The organism is Streptomyces sp. NPDC058246 (assembly GCF_042881985.1).
Classification (GTDB): domain Bacteria; phylum Actinomycetota; class Actinomycetes; order Streptomycetales; family Streptomycetaceae; genus Streptomyces.
This window is the reverse complement of record NZ_JBHVWZ010000026.1, coordinates 40,133-64,142: the sequence shown is the minus strand read 5'-3', so window position 1 is coordinate 64,142 and position 24,010 is coordinate 40,133. Positions and strand designations below refer to the sequence as shown.

Below are 24,010 nucleotides of genomic sequence, written 5' to 3'. Positions count from 1 at the left end.
ACGGCACGCAAAGACGCCGGACGGGCTGAGTTCTCAGCCGTCCGGCGTCCGAGGACGAGAGCGTCCAGGTGGAGTACGGGCCTCTGGGGGCGGGAGCCCCCAGAGGGTCGGGCAGCCTCAGACGAGGTTGACCGACCGCGCCGACGTCGCGCCGATCTCCGCGGCGACCTCGGAGAGGACGGTCTGCGGGACCGTGTCGTCGACGGTGAGGACCGCGAGGGCCTCGCCCCCGGCGGCCGCGCGGGCGACCTGCATCCCGGCGATGTTGATGCCCGCCTCGCCGAGGATGCGGCCGACGGTGCCGACGACACCGGGACGGTCCTCGTAGCTGAGCACGAGCATGTGGTCGGCGAGCGCCAGGTCCACGTCGTACTCGCCGACGGCGACGATCTTCTGGAGGTGCTTGGGGCCCGCGAGCGTGCCGGAGACCGAGACCTCCTGGCCGTCGCCGAGGGTGCCGCGCACGGTGACCACATTGCGGTGGTCCGGGGACTCCGAGCTGGTCGTCAGGCGGACCTCGACGCCGCGCTCCTGCGCGAACAGCGGGGCGTTGACGTACGACACGGTCTCGTCGACGACGTCCTCGAACACGCCCTTGAGCGCGGAGAGTTCGAGCACCTTGACGTCGTGCTGGGTGATCTCGCCGTACACCTCGACGTCGAGACGGACCGCGACCTCGCCCGCGAGGGCGGTGAAGATGCGGCCGAGGTTCTCGGCGAGCGGCAGGCCCGGCTTGACGTCCTCCGCGATGACCCCGCCCTGCACGTTCACCGCGTCCGGGACCAGCTCGCCGGCGAGGGCGAGACGCACCGAGCGGGCGACGGAGATACCGGCCTTCTCCTGCGCCTCGTCCGTGGAGGCACCGAGGTGCGGGGTGCAGACGACCTCGTCGAGCTCGAAGAGCGGGGAGTCCGTGCAGGGCTCCTTCGCGTACACGTCGAGGCCGGCGCCCGCGACGCGGCCCTCCTTGAGCGCCGAGTAGAGCGCCTCCTCGTCGACGATCCCGCCGCGCGCGGCGTTCACGATCCGCACCGAGGGCTTGACCTTGTGCAGCGCCTCGTCGCCGATCAGACCGACCGTCTCGGGGGTCTTCGGCAGGTGCACGGTGATGAAGTCGGAGACTTCGAGCAGCTCGTCCAGCGACAGCACCTTCACGCCCATCTGCGCGGCCCGAGCAGGCTGGACGTAGGGGTCGTAGGCGACGACCTTCATCCCGAACGCCGACATGCGCTGCGCGACGAGCGCGCCGATACGGCCGAGGCCGACGACGCCGAGGGTCTTCTCGGCCAGCTCGACGCCGGTGTACTTGCTGCGCTTCCACTCGCCGTTCTTCAGCGCCGTGTTGGCCTGCGGGATGTGGCGCGCGCTGGCCAGGAGGAGACCGCAGGCCAGCTCGGCGGCGGTCACGATGTTCGAGGTGGGGGCGTTGACGACCATCACGCCGGCCTTGGTGGCGGCGGAGACGTCCACGTTGTCCAGGCCGACGCCGGCTCGTGCGACGACCTTCAGCTTCTTGGCGGCAGCGACGGCCTCGGCGTCGACCTTGGTGGCCGAGCGGATCAGGATCGCGTCGACATCGGCGATCGCGGGCAGCAGCTCGGCGCGGTCCGCGCCGTTCGCGTGCCGGATCTCGAAGTCCGGGCCCAGGGCGTCGACGGTCGCGGGCGACAGCTCTTCAGCGATGAGTACGACAGGTTTCGAGCTCACGTGAGTCCTCACAAGTCCAATGCGGACGGCCGTCCCGACGGCCGCAGGCGGTGGAGGGTTGTAGCGGCGCCGGGAGGTGCCTTCACTTCCTCGGTGTCGCTCGAGCCGCGTGGAAGACGCACGACGCTGTGGGCCTGACGCGTTGTTGATGTGCAGCAGTGTAGTGGCGCCATGGCGGCCGTCTTACGCCTCTGCGGAAGGATCACCCGGACGTGGCTGGCCTCAGTGGACAAACAGCGTCACCCAGGTTACCCGGGGTTCGACGATGGGGCCGGAACAGTGTGTTCCGGCCCCATCGTCGTCGGGCTCACGCCTCGTCGTCGTTCACCCACGACATGAGCTTGCGCAGCTCCTTGCCGGTGGTCTCCAGCAGAGACTCGGCGTCCTGCTTCTTGTACTCGTTGTACTTCTTCAGACCGGAGTGGTACTCGTCCATCCAGTTCTTGGCGAAGGTGCCGTCCTGGATCTCCGCGAGGACCTTCTTCATCTCGGCCTTGGTGGCGTCCGTGATGATCCGCGGGCCGGTGATGTAGTCGCCCCACTCGGCGGTCTCGGAGACGGACCAGCGCATCTTCTCCAGGCCGCCCTCGTACATCAGGTCGACGATGAGCTTCAGCTCGTGGAGGCACTCGAAGTACGCGATCTCCGGCTGGTAGCCGGCCTCGGTCAGGGTCTCGAAGCCCGCCTTGACCAGCGCGGCCGTACCACCGCAGAGAACGGCCTGCTCACCGAACAGGTCGGTCTCGGTCTCCTCGGTGAAGGTCGTCTTGATGACGCCTGCGCGGGTGCCACCGATGCCCTTGGCGTACGACAGGGCGAGCGCGAAGGCGTCGCCGGTCGCGTCCTGCTCGACGGCCGCGATGCAGGGAACGCCGCGCCCCTCCTCGTACTGGCGGCGGACGAGGTGGCCCGGGCCCTTGGGGGCGACCATGCAGACGTCGATGCCGGCCGGGGGCTTGATGAAGCCGTAGCGGATGTTCAGGCCGTGGCCGAAGAACAGCGCGTCGCCGTCGTTCAGGTTCGGGGCGATGTGCTCCTCGTACACCTGGGCCTGGATCGGGTCCGGGACGAGGATCATGATGACGTCGGCCTCGGCGGCGGCCTCCGACGGGGTCACCACGCGCAGGCCCTGCTCCTCGGCCTTCGCCTTGGACTTGGAGCCCTCGTGCAGACCGACGCGGACGTCGACACCCGAGTCGCGCAGCGACAGCGCGTGGGCGTGGCCCTGGCTGCCGTAGCCGATGACCGCGACCTTGCGGCCCTGGATGATGGACAGGTCGGCGTCAGCGTCGTAGAACAGCTCGGCCACTTTGGGTTCTCTCCTTGGTGTGCAGGTGTTGCGTCCCACCGTATGCCGGTGAGGTGAGGGGAAGTCTCGGGGTCTCGGAATGCGGGCGGCCGGCGACTGCCGGCCGCCCGTTTCCAGACTTACGCGGATCGGTCCAGCGCGCGCAGCGAGCGGTCCGTGATCGAACGCGCTCCGCGTCCGATCGCGATCGTGCCGGACTGGACGAGCTCCTTGACGCCGAAGGGCTCCAGCATCTTGAGCATGGCCTCCAGCTTGTCGCTGCCGCCGGTGGCCTCGATGGTGACGGCATCCGGGGAGACGTCCACGGTCTTGGCGCGGAACAGCTGGACGATCTCGACGATCTGGGAGCGCGTCTCGTTGTCGGCGCGCACCTTCACCAGAACGAGTTCACGCTGCACGGCCGCGGACGGCTCCAGCTCGACGATCTTCAGAACGTTGACGAGCTTGTTGAGCTGCTTGGTGACCTGTTCGAGCGGGAGTGCCTCGATCACGTTCACCACGATGGTGATGCGGGAGATGTCGGGGTGCTCGGTGACACCGACGGCGAGCGAGTCGATGTTGAAGCCGCGCCGGGAGAACAGGGCGGCGATCCGGGCGAGGATGCCGGGCTTGTTCTCGACGAGGACGGAGAGGGTGTGCTTGCTCATGGGTCTGACTCGGCTCTCTCTCAGTCGTCTTCGTTGTCGCCGAAGTCGGGGCGGACGTCCCGGGCGAACATGACCTCGTCGTTGGAGGTGCCTGCGGCGACCATCGGCCACACCATCGCGTCCTCGTGGACGATGAAGTCGATCACGACGGGGCGGTCGTTGATCGAGTTCGCCTCTTCGATGACCTTGTCGAGGTCGTCCGGGGACTCGCAGCGGATGGCGTAGCAGCCCATGGCCTCCGACAGCTTCACGAAGTCGGGGACGCGGGTGCCCGCGCTCGGCTCCTTGCCGCTCGCCTCGGGGCCCGAGTGCAGCACCGTGTTGGAGTAGCGCTGGTTGTAGAAGAGGGTCTGCCACTGGCGGACCATCCCGAGGGCGCCGTTGTTGATGATGGCGACCTTGATCGGGATGTTGTTCAGGGCGCAGGTGGTGAGCTCCTGATTGGTCATCTGGAAGCAGCCGTCGCCGTCGATCGCCCAGACCGTCTGGTCCGGCCGACCGGCCTTGGCGCCCATCGCGGCCGGGACCGCGTAGCCCATCGTTCCGGCGCCGCCGGAGTTCAGCCAGGTCGCGGGCTTCTCGTACTGGATGTAGTGCGCGGCCCACATCTGGTGCTGGCCGACGCCCGCGGCGAAGATCGTGCCCTCGGGCGCGAGCTGTCCGATGCGCTCGATGACCTGCTGCGGCGAGAGCGAGCCGTTGTCGGGCTGTTCGTAGCCGAGCGGGTAGGTCTCCCGCCAGCGGTTGAGGTCCTTCCACCAGGCGGTGTAGTCGCCGGTGTGACCCTCGCTGTGCTCCTTCTGCACCGCCTGGACCAGGTCGGCGATGACCTCGCGGGCGTCGCCGACGATCGGCACGTCGGCGGCGCGGTTCTTGCCGATCTCGGCCGGGTCGATGTCGGCGTGGACGATCTTGGCGAACGGGGCGAAGCTGTCGAGCTTGCCCGTCACGCGGTCGTCGAAGCGGGCTCCGAGGGCGACGATCAGGTCGGCCTTCTGCAGCGCGGTGACGGCGGTGACCGCACCGTGCATGCCCGGCATTCCCACGTGCAGCGGGTGGCTGTCGGGGAATGCGCCGAGCGCCATCAGGGTGGTGGTGACGGGCGCTCCGGTGAGTTCTGCGAGGACCTTCAGCTCGGCGGTGGCGTTCGCCTTGAGCACGCCGCCGCCGACGTACAGGACGGGACGCCTGGCCTGGGTGATCAGCTTGGCGGCCTCGCGGATCTGCTTGGCGTGCGGCTTGGTCACCGGGCGGTAGCCGGGCAGGTCCTGGGTGGGCGGCCACTGGAAGGTGGTCTGTGCCTGGAGGGCGTCCTTGGCGATGTCGACGAGGACGGGACCCGGGCGGCCCGTGGAGGCGATGTGGAAGGCCTCCGCGATCGTGCGCGGGATGTCCTCGGCCTTGGTCACCAGGAAGTTGTGCTTGGTGATCGGCATCGTGATGCCGACGATGTCCGCCTCCTGGAAGGCGTCGGTGCCGATCGCCTTGGACGCGACCTGCCCGGTGATCGCCACGAGCGGCACCGAGTCCATGTGCGCGTCGGCGATCGGGGTCACCAGGTTGGTGGCGCCCGGGCCGCTGGTGGCCATGCAGACGCCGACCTTGCCGGTGGCCTGCGCGTAACCGGTGGCCGCGTGACCCGCGCCCTGCTCGTGCCGGACGAGCACGTGCCGCACCCGCCGGGAATCCATCAGCGGGTCGTAGGCCGGAAGGATCGCGCCGCCGGGAATGCCGAATACCGTGTCGGCCCCGACCTCCTCGAGAGAACGGATGAGGGACTTCGCACCCGTCACCTGCTCGGGCGCGGACTGCTGTCCTCCGGAACGGGGCCGCGGCTGCGGATGGTGGGCCCCGGTGGCCTGCTCGGTCATCGGCATTCTCTTCTCGATGCTGAGGGTTTTTGCGAGGTTTGTGCGGTGTACGACTGGTGCCTGTGCAACAAAAAACCCCTCGTGCCGTGAGGCAAGCGAGGGGAGCGCGCCGGGTGCGGTCGCTGGGTGTTCCGGGTCCGTCCGGTGGCCACCTAGCTTCAGCCGACGCGCTTTCCAAGTACGAGAATTCGGGTGCGCATGGCATTGACCCTCCCCCCGGCACGCACTGACTGTCAAGTAGGTGGGACGGGAGTCTCATTATGTGAGCGGAGGGCCGTACCGCTCCCGAAAACCGCCGGCACACCACCCGTATACACCCCTGGGCCGCCGCCCGCGAACGCGGGCTCCACGGGCTCGTGCGGCACCGGAAAATGGCCGGAAGACAGCGCTCTGCGCAGCCGGTACTCGTCGAGCGGCCCGGAGAAGGCCATCCCCTGCCCATGGGTACAGCCCATCGCGCGCAACGCGATGACCTGCTCCGGAAGGTCCACCCCGTCGGCCACGGACTGCAGCCCCAGATCGGCGGCGATCCGCAGCAGCCCGCTGGTGATCTTGTGCAGCCGGGCGGACTCGACGACACCCTCCACGAGACCGCGGTCGAGTCTCAGTACGTCGACGGGGAGCCGCCGCAGCGCCGTGATGGCGGCATAGCCGCTGCCGAAGCCGTCCAGGGCGACCCGGACGCCGAGCCGCCTGAGCGCGCTCAGGCGGCGCTCCAGCTCGTCCAGGGAGACCCGGGGATCGGTGTCCGACAGCTCGACGATCAGGGCGCCGGAGGGCAGCCCGTGCCGGGTCAGCAGGGCCTCCACGGAGCCGAGGGGGCCGGAGCGGTCCAGCAGCCGCCGGGCGTTCATCCGGACGGCGACGGGCACCGTGCCGCCCACGGCGGCGCGCTGGGCGGCCTGCTCGATCGCCTCCTCCAGCATCCAGCGGCCCAGCTCGGCGGTCTTGTCGCTGTCCTCGGCGACCCGCAGGAACTCGGCGGGTGTGAACAACACCCCCTGGGAGGAGCGCCAGCGCGCCTGCGCGGTGACCGAGGCGATCCGGCCGCTCTCCAGCGACACCACGGGCTGGTGCAGCAGGGTGAACTCGCCGTCCTGAAGGGCGGAGCGCAGCCGGGTGGCCAGCTCCGCCTTCCGTACGACGTCCTGCTGCATCTGGGGCGCGTACAGCTCGACGCGGCCCTTGCCGGCCGCCTTGGCGCGGTACATGGCGAGGTCGGCGTTGCGCAGCAGCTCGCCCGCGCCGAGGCCCGGTTCGGCGAAGCCGACGCCGATGGACGCGGCGACCCGGACATCGTTGCCGTCGATGGCGTACGGGTGCGAGAGCTTGACCCGCAGGCGGTCGGCGAGCTCCAGGATCTGCTGCTCGCGGGCGGCGCGGTCGCGGCCGCCGTCGCCGACGATCAGGGCCGCGAACTCGTCGCCGCCGAGGCGGGCGGCGGTGTCACCCTGCCGCACCGAGTCCTGGAGTCTGCGGGCGGCCTGGACGAGGAGCTCGTCGCCCGCCTGGTGACCGATGGTGTCGTTGACCGCCTTGAAGCCGTCGAGATCGATGAAGAGCACGGCGGTGCCGCGGTCGGTGGAGCGGCGGCCGGACAGCGCCTGCTGGACACGCCGGGTGAACAGCGCGCGGTTGGGCAGGTCGGTGAGCGGGTCGTGCTCGGCGTTGTGCTGCAACTGCGCCTGCAGACGCACCCGTTCGGTCACGTCACGGCTGTTGAAGATGAGGCCGCCGTGGTGCCGGTTGACGGTGGACTCCACGTTGAGCCAGCCGCCGTCGCCGGACCGGAAACGGCACTCGATGCGGGTCGTGGGCTCCTCGATGTGGCTGGCGGCCAGGAAGCGTCGCACTTCGTGCACCACGCAGCCGAGGTCCTCGGGGTGGATGAGCGAGGCGAGCTCGGAGCCGACGAGCTCGTCGGCGTCCCGGCCGTAGACCCCGGCGGCGGCCGGGCTGACGTACCGCAGGATGCCGTTCGGCGCGGCGATCATGATGACGTCGCTGGAGCCCTGCACGAGGGAGCGGAAGTGGTTCTCCTTCTGGGCCAGCTCCTGCGTGAGGGTGATGTTGTCGAGCAGCATGATGCCCTGGCGCACGACGAGGGCGAGGACGACCAGGCCGGCGGTGATGAGCACCACGCGGTCCACGTTTCGGCCGTTCAGGACGTTGTAGAGGATTCCCAGGGTGCAGACGGCGGCGGCCAGATAAGGCGTGAGCGCGGCCAGTGATCCGGCGATCGGGCGCGTGGCCGGATACCGGTCGTGGCCTCCTCCCTGCGGGGGCACGTGCGTGTGTCCCCCCTGCTGACCTTCTTGCCGTTGCACTTGGTGTCCGTGCTGCCCTTGCTGTCCGTACGGTCCGCGCTGTCCGTCTTGCCGATGTCCCTCTTGACGCTGTCCGGGGATGTGTTCGTGCACCACGCGCGCGTGGCCGTCGACACCGTGCCCGTCGGCGTCCGGCTGCCCGTGCCGGGCGCCCACCCAGGGGGCGTACGCGAGGAGCAGCGAGCCGGCGAACCACCCCGCGTCGAGGAGCTGCCCGGAGTGGTAGTTGTTGTGCAGGAGGGGCGAGGTGAACAGGGCGTCGCACATCACGGTCAGGGCGAGTGCCCCGATCGCCGTGTTCACCGCCGATCTGTTCACCGACGAGCGGCGGAAGTGCAGCGCGAGGACCATGCTGACCAGCGCGATGTCCAGCAGCGGATACGCCAGCGACAGCGCGGTGTGCGCGACGCTGGGCCCGTCGAACTTCGCGGCCTGGGCGAGCGCCAGGCTCCACGACAGCGTGAGCAGCGAGCCGCCGATCAGCCAGGCGTCCAGCGCGAGGCACACCCAGCCCGCCTTGGTGACGGGCCTCTTGGCGAGCACGAGCAGTCCTACGATGGCGGGCGGCGCGAAGCACAGGAAGAACAGGTCGGCATAGCTCGGGCTGGGCACGGGGCTGGCGAGGACGACCTCGTACCACCCCCAGACCAGGTTCCCGAGCGACGCCATGGCGGAGGAGAGCGAGAAGAGCAGCCACGCGGGTCGAAAACGGCTGCCACGGTTACGGGCGTAGAGGAAGCAGGAGACCGCCGCGGTGCCCGCCGCGGCGCTCAGTCCGAAGTCGCCCATGATCAGCGCGAGACTCGCGGAGCCCCAGCCGAACGCGGAACCGACGGCGTAGCCCCCGCACAGCAGGGCCAGAACGAGCTGCGAGAGCAGGCCCGTCCCGCAGCCGAGGACCGGTCGGCGGGTCAGCAGCGCCCCCGGGGAACTCACGGGGCCCACCCGGTCCGCACTCCGGGGTCCCGCTGGTCCACGTGCGCTGGGTGCGCGTGCCTCCGGCGGCCGCTGTGCCGACGGTGGTGCTGACCACCGTGGCCGCTGTGACCACCATGACCGCTGTGACCACCGTGGCCGCCATGACCGCTGTGGCCTCGTCTGCGCGTGGCCGCGCGCCAGGGTCGTCGGCGGCCCCGCCGCGTCGGATCGTTGGTCCATAGGCCGTGCATCGCCCGTCGCCCCCCTCGCAGTCTGAAATGTCCATCCCCGGCGCCGAACGGTGCGCGGCGCAGCCCCTGTCGGGACGATACACCAGTCTCGTCACTCAGGGACATAGTTCCTCTACGCTCCGTGACGACCAGGGAGGATGCCGGTACGGCCCGCATTCGGGGAACTGCGGAGGGTGCTCGAAGCGGACGGGGAGCGCACCGCGCATGACTTATGCGCCGGTGGTAGAGACCACGTTCCGCAGCGGCTCCCGGTTCACGAAACGGTTCAGCTGATCTGCCAGGAGCCGCTTGGCGCGCGGCAGGAACGCCGAGGTGGGCCCCCCGACATGGGGGCTGATGAGCACGCCGGGCGCGTGCCACAAGGGGTGTCCCTTCGGCAGCGGCTCGGGATCGGTGACGTCGAGGGCCGCGGTGATACGCCCGCTCTCCAGCTCGGCGAGGAGCGCCTTGGTGTCGACGACGGGGCCGCGGGCGACGTTCACCAGGAGCGCGCCGTCCTTCATCCGGGACAGGAAATCGGCGTTGACCAGGCCTCGCGTGCTCTCCGTGAGGGGCGTCGAGAGCACCACGACGTCGGCTTCGGGCAGCAGAGAAGGCAGTTCAGTGAGCGGATGCACCGGACCGCGCGCCGTGGTGCGCTCTGAGCGCGCGACGCGCGCCACCCGCGCGAGCTCGAAGGGCGCGAGCCGGTCCTCGATCGCGGACCCGATCGACCCGTACCCGACGATCAGGACGGACTTGTCGGCCAGTGCGGGATAGAACCCCGAGCGCCACTCCTCCTTGTCCTGGCCCCGTACGAAACCGGGGATGCCACGCAGCGAGGCGAGGATCAGGGCGAGGGTGAGCTCGCCGGTGCTCGCCTCGTGCACCCCCTGGGCGTTGCACAACCGCACACCCGGGCGCAGGAACTTCAGGCTCGGCAGGACGTGGTCGATCCCGGCGGAGAGGGTCTGCACGACCTGGACCGAGGTCAGTTCGGCCATCGGCCGCTGCGCGACGGCGGGCGGCTTCATATAGGGCACGACATAGAAGGCGCAGTCCGCAGGTCGTGCGGGAAACTCCTGGTCGCCGTCCCAGAAGCGGTAGTTGAGGCCCTCGGGGAGGCCGTCGATCTCGTCGGCGTGAAACGGAAGCCACACATCGGAAGTCATGGTCAGGAGGCTATGCGAAGCACCCGCCCGCGCAGAGGTTAGGTTGGGGAGCCAGCAGAGGGAGGGTCACGGCGAGGTGGAGCGCAGGACGATCGGGGCGGCGGCGCTCGATGTGGGGGCGGTCGGGCTCGGATGCATGCCGATGAGCTGGGCGTACACCGGTTCGCGGCAGCGCGGTGAGGAGTCGCTGCGCGCGGTGCACACGGCGCTCGACCTGGGCTCGTCACTGCTCGACACGGCCGACATGTACGGCCCCTTCACCAACGAGCTGCTCCTGGGGCGGGTGCTGAGGGAGCGGCGCTCCGAGGCCTTCGTGTCGACCAAGGTCGGGCTGCTGGTGGGTGAGCAGCACATCGTGGCCAATGGCCGCCCCGGGTATGTGAAGCGGGCTTGCGACGCCTCGCTGCGACGCCTCCAGACGGATGTGATCGACCTCTATCAGCTGCACCGCGCGGACCCGGAGGTTCCGGTCGAGGAGACCTGGGGCGCCATGGCCGAACTCGTCGCGGCCGGAAAGGTGCGCTCGCTCGGGCTGTGCGCGGTGGGTGCCCGGTCCGGCCGCCGCTCGGGGGCGCGGTTGCACGACGGAACGATCCGGCAGTTGGAGCGGGTGCAGCAGGTCTTCCCTGTGAGCGCCGTGGAGGCGGAACTGTCGGTGTGGTCGACGGAGGCGCTGGACGCGCTGCTGCCGTGGTGCGCGGTGCGCGGGGTCGGCTTCCTCGCCGCGATGCCGCTCGGCAACGGCTTCCTGACCGGCACGCTCACCCCCGGTGAGGGCTTCGAGCCCGACGACGTACGCGCCCGCCACCCCCGCTTCACCGCCGAGATGATGGCCGCGAACCAGCCCGTCGTCGCCGGGCTGCGGCGCATCGCCCGGCGGCACGGGGACCACGAGAGGGCGGTCACGCCCGCGCAGGTGGCACTGGCGTGGGTGCTGGCCCAGGGGCCGCACGTGGTGCCGGTGCCCGGGGCCAAGCGGGAGCGCTGGGTCACCGAGAACGCGGGGGCGGCCGGGCTGCGGCTGACGCCGGAGGATCTCGCGGAGGTGGCGGGGTTGCCGGGGGCGCGGGGATCCTGGGACTAGCGAGGGCCTGTCCGGAGCGCGGGACGGATGGGGTGCCCGTGATCGGGAACCCGTGAGGCGCGAGCGGTGTATGAACAGTAGGACCGCCGCGTCGAAGGGACCCTGATGGTGCAACGTCGAGTAGTGACAGTCGTGTTGGCCGCGGCCACGCTCCTGGTGACGGCCGGCTGTTCCTCCGACGGCGGGGGAAAGCCGGACCTCGGGAGCGTGTTCCCGAGCGCGGGGAGTGCGAAGCCGGGGGCGTCGTCCTCGGGGCGGCCCGCCGAGGAGACACCGCCCGCCAAGGGTTCGGTGAAGGTCCTGCGCACCGTCACCGAGGACCTCAAGAGCCCCTGGGGCCTCGCCCCGCTGCCCGAGGGCGGCCTGCTGGTCTCCTCGCGGGACGAGGGGACGATCACACGGGTCGACGAGGAGTCCGGCAAGAAGACGGAGCTGGGCCAGGTGCCGGGGGTCGCGCCCGCCGGAGAGGGCGGCCTCCTGGGCATAGCGCTCTCCCCTGACTACGCCTCCGACCACATGGTCTACGCCTACTTCACGACGGCCTCGGACAACCGCATCGTCCGCATGCTGTACGACGCGCAGAAGCCGCCCGGCGAGCAGCTGGGCGCACCGGACACCATCTTCAAGGGCATCCCCAAGGGAATGATCCACAACGGCGGGCGGATCGCGTTCGGCCCGGACAAGATGCTGTACGCGGGCGCGGGCGAGACCGGTGACCGTGGGCAGGCCCAGGACAAGAAGGCACTGGGCGGCAAGATCCTGCGGATGACGCCGGACGGCGAGCCCGCGCCGGGCAATCCCTTCGGCGACTCGGTCGTCTACTCGTACGGGCACCGTAATGTCCAGGGCCTCGCCTGGGACGACAAGCAGCGCCTGTGGGCCTCCGAGTTCGGCCAGGACACCTGGGACGAGCTCAACCAGATCAAGCCGGGCGACAACTACGGCTGGCCGGTGGTCGAGGGCAAGGGCGACAACCCCAGGTACCACGACCCGGTCGCCCAGTGGCACACCGACGAGGCCTCCCCCAGCGGCATCGCCTACGCCAAGGGCTCCATCTGGATGGCGGGCCTCAAGGGCGAACGCCTGTGGCGCATACCGCTGAACGGCACCAAGACCTCCGCCGCCCCCGAGGCCTTCCTCACGGGCAAGTACGGCCGCCTCCGCACGGTCGTCTCCGCGGGCGGCGACAAACTCTGGCTGACGACGAGCGAGACGGACGGGCGAGGGAGCCCCGGGCAGGGGGACGACAGGATTCTGGAGCTGGAGGTGAAGTAGCGGGAGAAGACTGAGGTAGGCGCTCCGGGCCCCACTCAGGACTCGTCCGGCTGCGACGCGGGCTCGGTTCTGCGACACCTGCTCGGCCGGCGACACCTACTCGGCCTGCGACGCCGGCCCGGTCTGTAACACCTGCTCGGCCTGCGACGCCGGCCCGGTCTGCGACGCGGGCTCGGCCTCCGACACCTACTCGGCCTCCGACGCGGGCCCCTGCCGCGGCGCGGGCCCCTGCCCCGCGCTCGCCTCCCCGGGGCCCGGCTCCCCGGGGCCCGCCTCCCCTGCGCCCGACTCCCCCGTGCTCGCCTCCCCCTGTTCCGGATCCTGCTTCGGCAGTCGTACGACCACCTTGCCCGACGACAGGTCTATGGGGCCGCGGCCCGGGTCGCCGTCGTTCAGGTCCACGCGGGTCAGTTCCAGGCGTTTGCGTTCGTCGTTGGTGTGCTTGCGTCCTGGTGCGAACAACTCCTCGAACATGTTGAACACGGCGCCTCCCTCGGCCCGGATCCGTTACAGCGTAGGCGTCAGCCGGCCGCCTGGGCAGCGGGGGCCTCCGGCGGAAACAGCCGCAACCGATGCGCCAGCGCGGCCGCCTCTCCCCGTCCTGAGACGTCCAGCTTGGCCAGGATGTTCGAGACGTGGACGCTGGCCGTCTTCGGGGAGATGAAGAGTTCCTCGGCGATCTGGCGGTTGCTGCGGCCGGCGGCGACAAGGCGGAGGACGTCGCGTTCGCGGCTGGTGAGGCCGAGCGCCTCGGCCGGCTCGACGGGGGCGAGACGGGACGGTTCGGGGAGGTGGGCCAGGGTGAGGCGGGCCCGCTGGGCGAGCAGGGCGACGGCGTCGGCGAGCGGGCGGGCGCCGAGGTGGTCGGCGGCGGCACGGGCCAGACGGAGGAGTTCCGTGGCACGGTCGCGGTCGTCGTCGTCCGTGCCCGAGGTCAAGAGGGCCTCGGCGAGGCGGTGCCGGACGCGGGCGAGGTCGTAGGGGCGCTCCAGGGGTTCGAAGACGGTGACCACCTCGGACCAGGTCTGCGGGACGAGCACGCCTTCGGCGCGGTGGAGTTCGGCGCGCACCCATGCCTCGTGCGCGACCCAGACGGGCGCGCCGGCGGCCAGGGACTTCGCGGCCGTGCGGATGCGCTCCAGGGTCTCGGCGCGGCCCGGTCCGGCGGCGGGCAGCCCGCGCGCGTCGGCCTCCGCGATGGCGGCGGCGAGCAGCAGGGGCCAGCCGTAACGCTGGGTGCCGGGCGGGAAGCCCGCGTCCAGCGCCTGTGTCAGGGCGGCGCGGGCGTCCAGGAGGCGGCCCTCGCCGGCGGCGATGCCGATCTCGGTGGCCACCAGCGGCAGGGAGTGCTGTGGGGCGGGGTCGTGGGTGCCGAAGTGGGCGCGGGCCGCGGCCAGTTGCCGCGTCGACTCGGCGAGGTCGCCGCGGGCGAGCGCGAGGTTCGCCAGGCGGCTGGCGCCGACGCCGGAGGCCTTGCCGATGAGTCCGACGCCCAGCACCTTCCGCCCGGCCTCGGCGGCTTCGTCCCACTGGCCGAGCGCCTGGAGCGACTCCGAGAGGTTGCCCCACACCCAGGCCTTGGTGTCCAACAGGCCGTTCTTCCGGGCGAGTTCGACGCCCTCGCGCAGGATCGCAACGGCCTCGCGGGAGCGGCCGACGGACTCCAGATGGGAGGGCAGGTTGATGTGCAGGCGCCCCATGACGAGGGAGGCGCCGTGCCGCATCACGTGGTCCTTGACCTCGTACATCTCCGCGAGCCCCGCCTCGACGTCCCCCGAGTCGAGCATCAGACCGCCGAGCGTGAGCCGGGCGTTCAGCTCGATCTCCTGGGCGCCCACCATGCGCGCGTACTGCACGGCGCGCTCGGCGGCGGCGAGGGCGCCGGGGCCGGGTTCATGGAGCATGCACCAGGCGGCGACGTTGGACAGGACGTCGGCGTGCACCTCCGACGGCGGAAGGCCCCGCACCAGCTCCTGGGCCTTGGCGAGCTCCTGCCAGCCGTCGCCGCGGGCCAGACTCTGTGTCAGCCGTGAGCGCTGGCCCCAGAACCAGGCGGCGCGCAGTGGGTCGTCCTCGTCCTCCAGGAGTCGCAGCGCCTTCTTGCAGATCTTCAGGGCGCGTTCGCGCATTCCGCCGAGTCGGCCCGCGACGGCTGCCTCGGCCATCAGGTCGATGTACCGCAGGGGCGTGGTCTCCGGGTCGCAGCCGCAGGGGGGAAAGGCCTCCACGTGGTCGACGGGGCGCAGTTCGGCCCGTACGGCCTCGGGGGCGACGTCCCACAGCTCCATCGCCCGCTCCAGGAGACCCAGTTGCTCGGAATGGGCGTGGCGGCGGCGGGCCTCGGCGGCGGCGATGAGGACGGTGGGCAGCGCCTTGGCGGCGTCATGGGCGTGGTACCAGTAGCTGGCCAGGCGGGTGGACCGCTCGCCTGGCGGTACGAGCGTCGGGTCGGCCTCCAGGGCCTCGGCGTACCGGCGGTTGAAGCGGGAGCGCTCGCCGGGCAGCAGGTCGTCGCTGACGGCCTCGCGGACCAGGGAGTGGCGGAAGCGGTAGCCGTCGCCGCCGGGCGAGGCCAGCAGGATGTTGGCGCCGACGGCGGCCCGCAGCGCCTCGATGAGGTCGTCCTCGCAGAGCCGGGCCACGGCGGCCAGCAGCGGATATTCGACGGTGGAGCCGCCCTCGGCGACGATCCGGGCGACGCGCTGGGCGCTCTCCGGCAGGCCTTCGACGCGTACGAGGAGCAGGTCGCGCAGGGTGTCCGTGAGCCCCGTACGACATCCGTGGTGGGCGGCGACGGCGAGTTCCTCGACGAAGAACGCGTTGCCGTCGGAGCGGGCGAAGATCTCGTCGACCTGGGCCGGGTCGGGTTCCTGGGCGAGGATGCCGGCGATCTGGCGGCCGACCTCAGCGCGGCTGAAGCGCCCGAGTTCGATGCGGCGGACCGTGCGCAGCCGGTCGAGTTCGGCGAGCAGGGGGCGCAGCGGGTGGCGGCGGTGGATGTCGTCGGCGCGGTAACTGGCCACGACGACCAGGCGACCGCCGCGCAGGGTGCGGAAGAGGTAGGCGAGCAGGTGGCGGGTGGAGGCGTCGGCCCAGTGCAGGTCTTCGAGGACGACGACGACCGTGCGGTCGGCGGCGACGCGCTCCAGGAGACGGACGGTGAGTTCGAAGAGGCGGGCCATGCCCTCCTCGTCGTAGGGCCGTCCCGCGGTGGCTTCGCCCAGCTCGGGCAGGAGCCGGGCCAGCTCCTCCTCCTGGCCCGCGGCCGCGGCGGCCAGTTCCTCGGGGAGGGTGCGGCGCAGGGCGCGCAGGGCGGTGGAGAAGGGGGCGAACGGCAGTCCGTCGGCGCCGATCTCCACGCAGCCCCCGCAGGCGACGACGGCGCCCTCGCGGGCGGCCGCGGCGGCGAACTCCTCGATCAGGCGGGTCTTTCCGACCCCGGCCTCGCCGCCGAGCAGCAACGCCTGCGGCTCGCCCGCGGCGGCGCGGGCGAGCGCATCGTTCAACACCCCCAGTTCGTCGGTGCGTCCGACGAACACCGGGCTGACGGACCTGGTCTCCACAGGCCCGAGCATCGCACAGGGGTCCGACAGTGCGGCACCGGTTATCCGCGGGGCCGCGCGCGGTCCGGTTGTCCGCAGGCCGGCGCGTGGTCCGGGCGGTACCGGCTCGGGACGACGACCGACCCCCGTACGGCCGTCGTCCCCTGCCCCGCCGCTCACGCGGCGCGGGCGAACCGGTGCCGGCGGGGACGGTGGCTATGGTCCTGCCCCTCCGTTTCGTTCTGCCTGGACTCGCGCTCGGCGCGGCGGGCGGCCCGGCGGTCGCGGAGGGCCTCCTGTGCCAGCCGGAAGTCCTGGGCCTCGCGGATCAGCTGGGCGGATCGGATCTGGTGAAGCTCGTGCTCGAACATCTCGTACCCCTCGGGAAGAGTCGGTTTCGGTCTCGCTCGTTCGCGATGCCTCAACCTTCGTCTCCCAGGGGGGTGCGCCACATCGGGAGAGTTCCGCATCTTGCGCACGCGAAGGGCCTTAGGGCGGCCGTGGGTGACTCAGGCCGGCCCTAAGGCCCCTCAGAGGTGTGTGGAATGCGGAGGGAGATTCAGCTGGTGGACGGCAGTCCGAGCAGGATGTCGGAGTACTTGGCGACCGCGAGCACCAGGCCGATGACACCGAGCGAGACACCCGCCCAGGCGACCGACTTGATCCAGGCGGCCTGCGGCTTGCCCGGGGCGCCGAAGGCGGGCCGGACCAGGACGACGACGCCGACGATCAGCGCGGCCAGCGCGAAGAGGCCGCCGACCACCGCGGTGGTCGTCCAGGCATCGCCGTAGACCTCCTTGACCTGCTTGGCGACGCTCGCGCTCTGTGAGGTCTGCAGCTGTCCCACGAGCGTCTCGCGCGCGGCGGCCACGGTGGCGACCCAGCTGCCGCTGAGCGACACGAGGCCGAGCCCGGCGGAGACGACGGCGGCGGCACCCTGGCCGATTCCGGAGGTGCCCTCCGCGGCCTCGGGGGCGGCGCCGCCCTCCTCGGTCTCGTCCTGCTCCTCGATCTCGTCCTGCTCCTCGCCCGCGGCCTCGGTGTCGGCCTCGCTCCGGGCCTCGGTCTCCGCAGGTGCGTCGGCCTTCGTGACGTCCACGGTCTCCTGGTCGCTCTTCGCCTCGGTGCCGTTCTCGTTCACGGCCTCGTCAACTGTCTTGGTTCCCATGCCCCGCACCGTACGGACGCTCTCTGAGAAGTTCCTTAATGATCGCTGTGGGCGCCGCGCGCGCGTGCCTCGCGCCACTCGGGGGCGAGGACGGACCACACCTCCAGGTCGTGCCGTACGCCCCGATAGGGGTGGCTTTCCCGCCGTATCCCGTCCCGGGTCATCCCCAGCCGCCGGGCCACGTTCAGGCTCGGGTGGTTGCCCGAGGCGGCGACCCATTCGATCCGGTGGATGCCGCGCTCCTCGACCGCCCAGTCGAGGAGGATCCGCATCGCGCGCGTGACCAGTCCGCGTCCCGTGCCGGCGGGCTCCAGCCAGCACCCGACCTCGCAGTTGCCGTTCTCGGCGTCGAAGTTCAGGAAGAGCACGCCACCCACGAGTTTGCCCTCCAGCCACAGGCCGTGCAGGGACCCGGTGTCGGCGGCGCGCATGTCGGCGTACCTCTGGAGGTGTTCCCGCGCGGAGGCCATGTCCGTGGTCGTCGACCCGAAGGGGATGAACTGCTGGACGAACTCCCTGCCGCGGTCCAGGTGCGCCAGGAACTCCTCGGCGTGCCACGGCTCCAAGGGGCGCAGTTCGGCACCGTCGTCACCCAGAGATATCGCGTACATCCCGCTGCCGCTCCTTTTCCAGTACGTCCGCCACCTCGGCGTCCGTCGCCGCGGCCAGCCTCTCATGCGCGGCGCGGCACTCGGGCGGCTCGATGCTGATGCGCGGCAGTAGCTGGTCGAGCCGGCGGGGCAGCCACCAGTTGGCGCCGCCCAGCAGGTGCATCAGGGCGGGCACCAGGAGCGTGCGCAGGACGAAGGCGTCGAGGGCGACGGCGGAGGCGAGGGCGATGCCGAACATCGCGATGACGCGGTCGCCGCTGAGCACGAAGGCGAGGAAGACCGAGATCATGATGACGGCGGCGGAGTTGATCACGCGGCTGGTCTCGGCGAGGCCGACACGGACGGCGCGCCGGTTGTCGCCGGTCTCCAGCCACTCCTCGTACATCCGGCTGATCAGGAACACCTGGTAGTCCATGGAGAGCCCGAAGAGGACCGACACCATGATCACGGGCAGGAAGGGCTCGATCGGCCCGGCGCGGCCGAGGCCGAGCAGCTCGCCGCCCCAGCCCCACTGGAAGATCGCGACGACCACTCCGAAGGCGGCGGCGACGGCGGCGATGTTCATCGCGGCGGCCTTGAGGGGGATCCCGATCGAGCGGAAGGCGAGCAGCAGCAGGACGCAGCCGAGGCCGATCACGACGCCCACGAAGAGCGGGAGTTTGCCGACGATGACGTCGGCGAAGTCGTCGTAGCCGGCCGTCACCCCGCCGACGTGCACATCGAGCGCGGTGTCCGCCTCGGCACGGGGCAGGACGCCGGTACGCAGCCTGGTGACGAGTTCGCTGGTCTTCCGGGACTGCGGCGCGGAGTCCGGGACGAGGGTGAGGTACGCCGTGTCGCCACTGGTGTCGTACGTCACCGGGGTCACCGAGGCGACACCCTCGGTCTCCCGGAGCGTGGCGTCCAGATGGTCGAGGGCGAGCTTGTCGTCGGCGCCGCCGACCTTCGTGACGAGGGTGAGGGGCCCGTTCACGCCCGGCCCGAAGCCCTCCGCGAGGAGGTCGTACGCCTGGCGCGTGGTCGTCGGTCTCGGGTCGTTGCCCTGGTCCGAGGTGCCCAGGTGGAGGGAGAGCGTGGGCAGGGCGAGCAGCGCCATGACGGCCACGGCGAGGGCGCCGAGCAGCTTGGGGTGCCGTTCCACGAAGACGGACCAGCGGGCGGCGAGTCCGGTCGGCAGTTCAGGCTCCGGCCCGTGCTCGTCCAGCCCGCGCCCCTCGCGGCGGCTGAGCGCGCGCGGTCCGAGGAAGGAGAGCAGCGCGGGCAGCAGGGTCACGGAGGCCACGACGGTGAGGACGACGGTCAAGGAGGCGGCGATCGCGACGCCGTTGAGGAAGCCGAGCCGCAGGATGATCATGCCGAGCAGGGCGATGCAGACGGTGGCGCCCGCGAAGACGACCGCGCGCCCGGTGGTGGCGACGGCGTTGCGTGCGGCCTCGGCCACCGGGAGGCCGCGTTTCAGCCCGCGCCGGTGCCGGGTCACGATGAACAGCGCGTAGTCGATTCCGACGCCGAGTCCGATGAGCATGCCGAGCATGGGGGCGAAGGCGGCGACGGTCATGGCGTGCCCGAGGAGCACGATGGAGGCGTACGCGGTACCTACGCCGACCAGGGCGGTGGCGATGGGCAGCAGGGCGGCGGCGAGCGAGCCGAAGGCGAGGAAGAGGACCACGGCGGCGACGACCACGCCGACGACCTCGGCGAGGTGGCCGCCCGAGGACGCGGTCAGCCCGATGGCGCTGCCGCCCAGCTCCACCTGGAGGCCGTCGGTCCCGGCGGCCTTGGCGGCGTTCACGACGGCCCGGGCCTCACCCTTGCCGATGTGCTCCGCCTGGGCGTCGAAGGTGACGGTGGCGTAGGCCGTACGGCCGTCGGCGCTGATCCGGCCGGCGCCCCGGCGCTCGTACGGGCTGACGACGGAGGCCACGCCGGGCAGGCCCGCGATGCGGTCGAGGGTGCGGGTCATCGTCTGTTCGACGTCGGCGGAGCGCACGCCGCCCGGGGTGGTGTGCCAGACCACGGTGTCGCTGTCGCCGCCGAGGCCCGGGAAGCCGTCGCGCAGGAGCTGGGTGGCGCGGCCCGACTCGGTGCCGGGTGCCTCGTAGTCGTTCGAGTAGGCGGAGCCGGTGACGGCAGCGACGGCGGTGACTGAGCCGAGGGCGAGGAGCCACAGCAGAACGACGACGAGGCGGTGCCGTACACACCAGCGTGCGAGGGCTACCAACGGAGGTGCTCCCTGGTTGATTTATGGATCTTTGACCGGGAACAGCCGTATACATAACTGAACAGCCCGCAAAGAACGCATGAGCAATGCCCAGACACTCTTACAGCAGGAAATGATCGTTTGTCACATTCATGGTGGTACTCATGCGACTGGGACCCGACTCACAGGACCATCAGGTGAACTCTGTCGCCTCGACTCGGCGTTGCCGCGCATGCCTAGGGGGATGCATCGACTCCGATGCATCCCCCTAGGTGGGTACTGACGCGTCCTCAGCCCTCGCTGACGCCCAGCTTCTCCAGGATCAGCTCCTTGACGCGGGCCGCGTCGGCCTGGCCACGGGTGGCCTTCATGACCGCACCGACCAGCGCGCCGGCCGCGGCCACCTTGCCGCCACGGATCTTGTCCGCGACGCCCGGGTTGCCGGCGATGGCCTCGTCGACGGCGGCGGTCAGCGCGCCCTCGTCGGAGACGACCTTCAGACCGCGCTTGTCGACGACCTCGTCCGGGGTGCCCTCACCCGCGAGGACGCCCTCGATGACCTGACGGGCGAGCTTGTCGTTCAGGTCTCCGGAGGAGACGAGCTGCGCCACCCGGGCGACCTGCGCCGGGGTGATCGGCAGGTCCTCCAGGGCCTTGCCCGACTCGTTGGCGGAGCGGGCCAGTTCGCCCATCCACCACTTGCGGGCGGACGCCGCGTCGGCCCCGGCCTCGATGGTGGCGACGATCGGGTCGATGGCACCGGCGTTGAGGATCGACTGCATGTCGTGCGCCGAGACACCCCACTCCTCGCGGAGGCGGTTACGACGTGCGAGCGGCTGCTCGGGCAGGCCCGCGCGCAGCTCCTCGACCCATGCGCGGGAGGGCGCCACCGGCACCAGGTCCGGCTCCGGGAAGTACCGGTAGTCCTCGGCCTCCTCCTTCACGCGGCCCGAGGTCGTGGACCCGGTGTCCTCGTGGAAGTGGCGGGTCTCCTGGATGATCGTGCCGCCGGAGTTCAGCACCGCGGCGTGGCGCTGGATCTCGAAGCGGGCCGCACGCTCCACGGAGCGAAGGGAGTTGACGTTCTTGGTCTCACTCCGCGTGCCGAACTTCTCGCGGCCGTGCGGACGCAGCGACAGGTTCACGTCGCAGCGCATCTGCCCCTGCTCCATGCGGGCCTCGGAGACACCGAGCGCCCTGATGAGCTCGCGCAGCTCGGCGACGTACGCCTTGGCGACCTCGGGGGCGCGCTCCCCCGCACCTTCGATCGGCTTGGTGACGATCTCGATGAGGGGGATGCCGGCACGGTTGTAGTCGAGGAGCGAGTGCGAGGCGCCGTGGATACGGCCCGTCGCGCCGCCGACGTGCGTCGACTTGCCGGTGTCCTCCTCCATGTGGGCGCGCTCGATCTGCACCCGGAAGGTCTCGCCGTCCTCCAGCTGTACGTCGAGGTAGCCGTTGAAGGCGATCGGCTCGTCGTACTGGGAGGTCTGGAAGTTCTTCGGCATGTCCGGATAGAAGTAGTTCTTCCGGGCGAAGCGGCACCACTCGGCGATCTCGCAGTTCAGCGCGAGACCGATCTTGATGGCGGACTCGACGCCGGTCGCGTTGACGACCGGGAGCGCGCCGGGCAGGCCGAGGCAGGTCGGGCAGGTCTGCGAGTTGGGCTCGGCGCCCAGCTCGGTCGAACAGCCGCAGAACATCTTGGTCTTGGTGCCGAGTTCGACATGGACTTCGAGGCCCATGACGGGGTCGTACGACGCCAGCGCGTCCTCGTACGACTCCAGGTCGGTCGTGGTGGTCACGGTGAAACTTCCCTCTCAGCCCAGCAGGACGTCGTCGTCGCCCAGGCGCTTGAGCTCCCGGTAGAGGATGGCGAGGCCGGTGACGATGGCGGCGGCGGACACGGCCGCGTCGATCAGGCGCAGCGTGTCGTGCTCGGAGCGGGCCTTCCTGGCCTGCTTGGCGACGCTCACGGCACCGAACGCGGTGGTCGCGATGGACAGGTACGTACCGGACTTGGACTTCTTGAAGCCCTTGGCCTTTGACAGAGCCTTACTCACAGCGACGGAGCCTCCTCGAGCAGCGGGTGTCCCCACTTTTCCACGAAGGCGGCCTCGACGGCGGCGCCGACCTTGTAAAGCCGGTCGTCCTTCAGCGCGGGGGCGATGATCTGCAGGCCGACCGGGAGGTTGTCCTCGGGCGCGAGACCGCAGGGCAGCGACATGGCGGAGTTGCCGGCCAGGTTGGTCGGGATGGTGCACAGGTCCGCGAGGTACATCGCCATCGGGTCGTCGGCGCGCTCGCCGATCGGGAAGGCGGTGGTGGGCGTGGTCGGGGAGACGATCACGTCCACCTGATCGAACGACTTCTCGAAGTCGCGGGTGATGAGCGTACGGACCTTCTGCGCGGAGCCGTAGTACGCGTCGTAGTAGCCGGAGCTGAGCGCGTACGTGCCGAGCATGATGCGGCGCTTGACCTCGGGGCCGAAGCCGGCCTCGCGGGTGAGGGCGGTGACCTCCTCGGCGGAGTGCGTGCCGTCGTCGCCGACGCGCGCGCCGTAGCGCAGGCCGTCGAAGCGGGCGAGGTTGCTCGAACACTCGGACGGGGCGATCAGGTAGTACGCCGACAGCGCCAGGTCGAAGGACGGGCAGTCCAGCTCGACGATCTCGGCGCCCAGCTCCTTGAGCACCGCGACGGCCTCGTCGAAGCGCTGCACGACACCGGCCTGGTAGCCCTCGCCGCGGAACTGCTTGACGACACCGACGCGCATGCCGGCCACGGAGCCGTTGCGGGCCGCCTCGACGACCGGCGGGACCGGGGCGTCGATGGAGGTGGAGTCGAGCGGGTCGTGCCCGGCGATCACCTCGTGCAGGAGCGCCGCGTCCAGGACCGTACGGGCGCAGGGTCCGCCCTGGTCGAGGGAGGACGAGAACGCCACCATGCCGTAACGGGAGACCGCGCCGTACGTCGGCTTCACGCCGACCGTGCCGGTGACGGCCGCGGGCTGCCGGATGGAGCCGCCCGTGTCGGTGCCGATCGCGAGGGGCGACTGGAAGGAGGCCAGGGCGGCACTCGACCCGCCGCCGGAACCGCCGGGGATACGGGTGAGGTCCCAGGGGTTGCCGGTCGGCCCGTACGCGCTGTTCTCGGTGGAGGACCCCATGGCGAACTCGTCCATGTTGGTCTTGCCGAGGATGACGACGTCGGCGGCCTTCAGCCTCTTGGTGAGGGTCGCGTCGTACGGCGGGATCCAGCCCTCGAGGATCTTGGAACCGACGGTCGTCGGGATGCCCTCGGTGGTGAAGATGTCCTTGAGCGCGAGCGGAACGCCGGCCAGCGGGCCGAGCTTCTCGCCCGCCGCACGCTTCGCGTCGACGGCACGGGCCTGCGCGAGGGCGCCCTCACGGTCGACGTGCAGGAAGGCGTGCACCTTCTCGTCGACGGCCTCGATTCGGGCGAGGTGGGCCTCGGTGACCTCGACGGCCGTGAGCTCGCCCGCCGCGATCTTCTCGGCGATCTCGGCCGCGGTCAGCTTGATGATGTTGACGTTGGTGTCCGTCATGGTGATTAGTCCTCCCCCAGGATCTGCGGCACCTTGAAACGCTGCTGCTCCTGGGCCGGGGCGCCGGAGAGCGCCTGCTCGGGGGTGAGCGACGGACGGACCTCGTCCACGCGCATGACGTTCGTCAGCGGCAGCGGATGAGAGGTCGGCGGTACGTCTTGGTCGGCGACCTCGCTGACGCGGGCGACCGCGCCGATGATGTCGTCGAGCTGGCCTGCGAAGTGGTCGAGCTCTTCGCCCTTCAGCTCCAGACGCGCCAGCCGTGCGAGGTGGGCGACCTCCTCGCGCGTGATGCCAGGCATGCAGCGATCCTCTGGGGTGAGTGTGTGTGGTTTGGGCCCAATCCTATGGCGCCGGTACGGATGCCCGCGCACCGGTTTCCCC

18 protein-coding genes are annotated in these 24,010 nt (G+C 70.7%); 2 read left to right on the top strand and 16 right to left on the bottom strand.

The window, feature by feature from the left end:
- Positions 1-117: 117 nt before the first annotated feature.
- From serA to ACFVXA_RS30205, 6 genes are all read right to left on the bottom strand, one after another.
- Positions 118-1,707 (bottom strand): phosphoglycerate dehydrogenase, encoded by a 1,590-nt coding sequence (gene serA, locus ACFVXA_RS30230; protein ID WP_362026505.1) that lies wholly within the window; start codon positions 1,705-1,707, stop codon positions 118-120.
- A gap of 307 nt (positions 1,708-2,014) precedes the next feature.
- Complete coding sequence (ilvC, locus tag ACFVXA_RS30225; protein WP_383742910.1) at positions 2,015-3,016, bottom strand: ketol-acid reductoisomerase; 1,002 nt, start codon at positions 3,014-3,016, stop codon at positions 2,015-2,017.
- A 119-nt stretch (positions 3,017-3,135) separates the two neighbouring features.
- Complete coding sequence (gene ilvN / locus ACFVXA_RS30220; protein ID WP_362026499.1) at positions 3,136-3,663, bottom strand: acetolactate synthase small subunit; 528 nt, start codon at positions 3,661-3,663, stop codon at positions 3,136-3,138.
- Between the two features lie 20 nt (positions 3,664-3,683).
- The gene (locus tag ACFVXA_RS30215) at positions 3,684-5,540 is read right to left on the bottom strand and encodes an acetolactate synthase large subunit (RefSeq protein WP_362026495.1); all 1,857 of its coding nucleotides are present in this window, start codon (positions 5,538-5,540) and stop codon (positions 3,684-3,686) included.
- A gap of 227 nt (positions 5,541-5,767) precedes the next feature.
- Entirely contained in the window at positions 5,768-9,019 is a 3,252-nt protein-coding gene (locus tag ACFVXA_RS30210) for a putative bifunctional diguanylate cyclase/phosphodiesterase (protein ID WP_390027708.1), read from the bottom strand.
- Between the two features lie 220 nt (positions 9,020-9,239).
- Positions 9,240-10,181: a 2-hydroxyacid dehydrogenase gene (locus ACFVXA_RS30205; RefSeq protein ID WP_383742917.1), complete on the bottom strand. Its 942-nt coding sequence runs from the start codon at positions 10,179-10,181 to the stop codon at positions 9,240-9,242.
- A 76-nt stretch (positions 10,182-10,257) separates the two neighbouring features.
- Between ACFVXA_RS30205 and ACFVXA_RS30200 the strand changes: the two genes are divergently transcribed.
- Both ACFVXA_RS30200 and ACFVXA_RS30195 read left to right on the top strand, forming a co-directional pair.
- Positions 10,258-11,265 (top strand): aldo/keto reductase, encoded by a 1,008-nt coding sequence (locus ACFVXA_RS30200; RefSeq protein ID WP_362026486.1) that lies wholly within the window; start codon positions 10,258-10,260, stop codon positions 11,263-11,265.
- Between the two features lie 105 nt (positions 11,266-11,370).
- Positions 11,371-12,540 (top strand): PQQ-dependent sugar dehydrogenase, encoded by a 1,170-nt coding sequence (locus tag ACFVXA_RS30195; protein ID WP_390027705.1) that lies wholly within the window; start codon positions 11,371-11,373, stop codon positions 12,538-12,540.
- 186 nt (positions 12,541-12,726) lie between these two features.
- On the opposite strand, the gene ACFVXA_RS30190 is transcribed toward ACFVXA_RS30195, so the two are convergent.
- The 10 genes from ACFVXA_RS30190 to gatC all read right to left on the bottom strand — a co-directional run bounded on the left by ACFVXA_RS30190 (position 12,727) and on the right by gatC (position 23,928).
- Positions 12,727-13,014 (bottom strand): DUF6191 domain-containing protein, encoded by a 288-nt coding sequence (locus tag ACFVXA_RS30190; protein ID WP_389513642.1) that lies wholly within the window; start codon positions 13,012-13,014, stop codon positions 12,727-12,729.
- Positions 13,015-13,061: 47 nt separating this feature from the next.
- Positions 13,062-16,115, bottom strand: coding sequence for an AAA family ATPase (locus ACFVXA_RS30185; protein WP_390027703.1), 3,054 nt, complete (start codon positions 16,113-16,115; stop codon positions 13,062-13,064).
- Between the two features lie 143 nt (positions 16,116-16,258).
- Positions 16,259-16,453 (bottom strand): hypothetical protein, encoded by a 195-nt coding sequence (locus ACFVXA_RS30180; protein ID WP_362026474.1) that lies wholly within the window; start codon positions 16,451-16,453, stop codon positions 16,259-16,261.
- A gap of 188 nt (positions 16,454-16,641) precedes the next feature.
- Entirely contained in the window at positions 16,642-17,250 is a 609-nt protein-coding gene (locus ACFVXA_RS30175) for a hypothetical protein (protein WP_362026471.1), read from the bottom strand.
- 35 nt (positions 17,251-17,285) lie between these two features.
- Positions 17,286-17,861 carry a GNAT family protein gene (locus tag ACFVXA_RS30170; RefSeq protein WP_362026468.1) on the bottom strand — a complete coding sequence of 192 codons (576 nt, stop codon included), beginning with the start codon at positions 17,859-17,861 and terminating at the stop codon, positions 17,286-17,288.
- Entirely contained in the window at positions 17,839-20,082 is a 2,244-nt protein-coding gene (locus tag ACFVXA_RS30165; RefSeq protein WP_390027701.1) for an MMPL family transporter, read from the bottom strand. The genes ACFVXA_RS30170 and ACFVXA_RS30165 overlap by 23 nt, the downstream gene beginning before the upstream one ends.
- A 269-nt stretch (positions 20,083-20,351) precedes the next feature.
- Positions 20,352-21,866, bottom strand: a complete 1,515-nt coding sequence (gene gatB / locus ACFVXA_RS30160) for an Asp-tRNA(Asn)/Glu-tRNA(Gln) amidotransferase subunit GatB (protein WP_362026464.1) — start codon at positions 21,864-21,866, stop codon at positions 20,352-20,354.
- A gap of 15 nt (positions 21,867-21,881) precedes the next feature.
- Positions 21,882-22,124, bottom strand: coding sequence for a hypothetical protein (locus tag ACFVXA_RS30155; protein WP_362026461.1), 243 nt, complete (start codon positions 22,122-22,124; stop codon positions 21,882-21,884).
- Entirely contained in the window at positions 22,121-23,626 is a 1,506-nt protein-coding gene (gene gatA, locus ACFVXA_RS30150; RefSeq protein ID WP_384403011.1) for an Asp-tRNA(Asn)/Glu-tRNA(Gln) amidotransferase subunit GatA, read from the bottom strand. The genes ACFVXA_RS30155 and gatA overlap by 4 nt, the downstream gene beginning before the upstream one ends.
- Positions 23,627-23,631: 5 nt before the next feature.
- The gene (gatC, locus tag ACFVXA_RS30145; protein ID WP_037622623.1) at positions 23,632-23,928 is read right to left on the bottom strand and encodes an Asp-tRNA(Asn)/Glu-tRNA(Gln) amidotransferase subunit GatC; all 297 of its coding nucleotides are present in this window, start codon (positions 23,926-23,928) and stop codon (positions 23,632-23,634) included.
- Positions 23,929-24,010: the final 82 nt, after the last annotated feature.

Excerpts from the sequence above, each read along its gene's own strand:
- gatC (WP_037622623.1), bottom strand. The coding sequence starts at position 23,928 with ATGCCTGGCATCACGCGCGAGGAGGTCGCCCACCTCGCACGGCTGGCG.
- ACFVXA_RS30190 (WP_389513642.1), bottom strand. The coding sequence starts at position 13,014 with ATGTTCGAGGAGTTGTTCGCACCAGGACGCAAGCACACCAACGACGAA.
- ACFVXA_RS30205 (WP_383742917.1), bottom strand. The coding sequence starts at position 10,181 with ATGACTTCCGATGTGTGGCTTCCGTTTCACGCCGACGAGATCGACGGC.
- ACFVXA_RS30180 (WP_362026474.1), bottom strand. The coding sequence starts at position 16,453 with ATGTTCGAGCACGAGCTTCACCAGATCCGATCCGCCCAGCTGATCCGC.
- ACFVXA_RS30170 (WP_362026468.1), bottom strand. The coding sequence starts at position 17,861 with ATGTACGCGATATCTCTGGGTGACGACGGTGCCGAACTGCGCCCCTTG.
- gatA (WP_384403011.1), bottom strand. The coding sequence starts at position 23,626 with ATGACGGACACCAACGTCAACATCATCAAGCTGACCGCGGCCGAGATC.
- ACFVXA_RS30195 (WP_390027705.1), top strand. The coding sequence starts at position 11,371 with ATGGTGCAACGTCGAGTAGTGACAGTCGTGTTGGCCGCGGCCACGCTC.
- ACFVXA_RS30185 (WP_390027703.1), bottom strand. The coding sequence starts at position 16,115 with ATGCTCGGGCCTGTGGAGACCAGGTCCGTCAGCCCGGTGTTCGTCGGA.
- ACFVXA_RS30175 (WP_362026471.1), bottom strand. The coding sequence starts at position 17,250 with ATGGGAACCAAGACAGTTGACGAGGCCGTGAACGAGAACGGCACCGAG.
- ACFVXA_RS30215 (WP_362026495.1), bottom strand. The coding sequence starts at position 5,540 with ATGCCGATGACCGAGCAGGCCACCGGGGCCCACCATCCGCAGCCGCGG.
- ACFVXA_RS30210 (WP_390027708.1), bottom strand. The coding sequence starts at position 9,019 with ATGGACCAACGATCCGACGCGGCGGGGCCGCCGACGACCCTGGCGCGC.
- ilvN (WP_362026499.1), bottom strand. The coding sequence starts at position 3,663 with ATGAGCAAGCACACCCTCTCCGTCCTCGTCGAGAACAAGCCCGGCATC.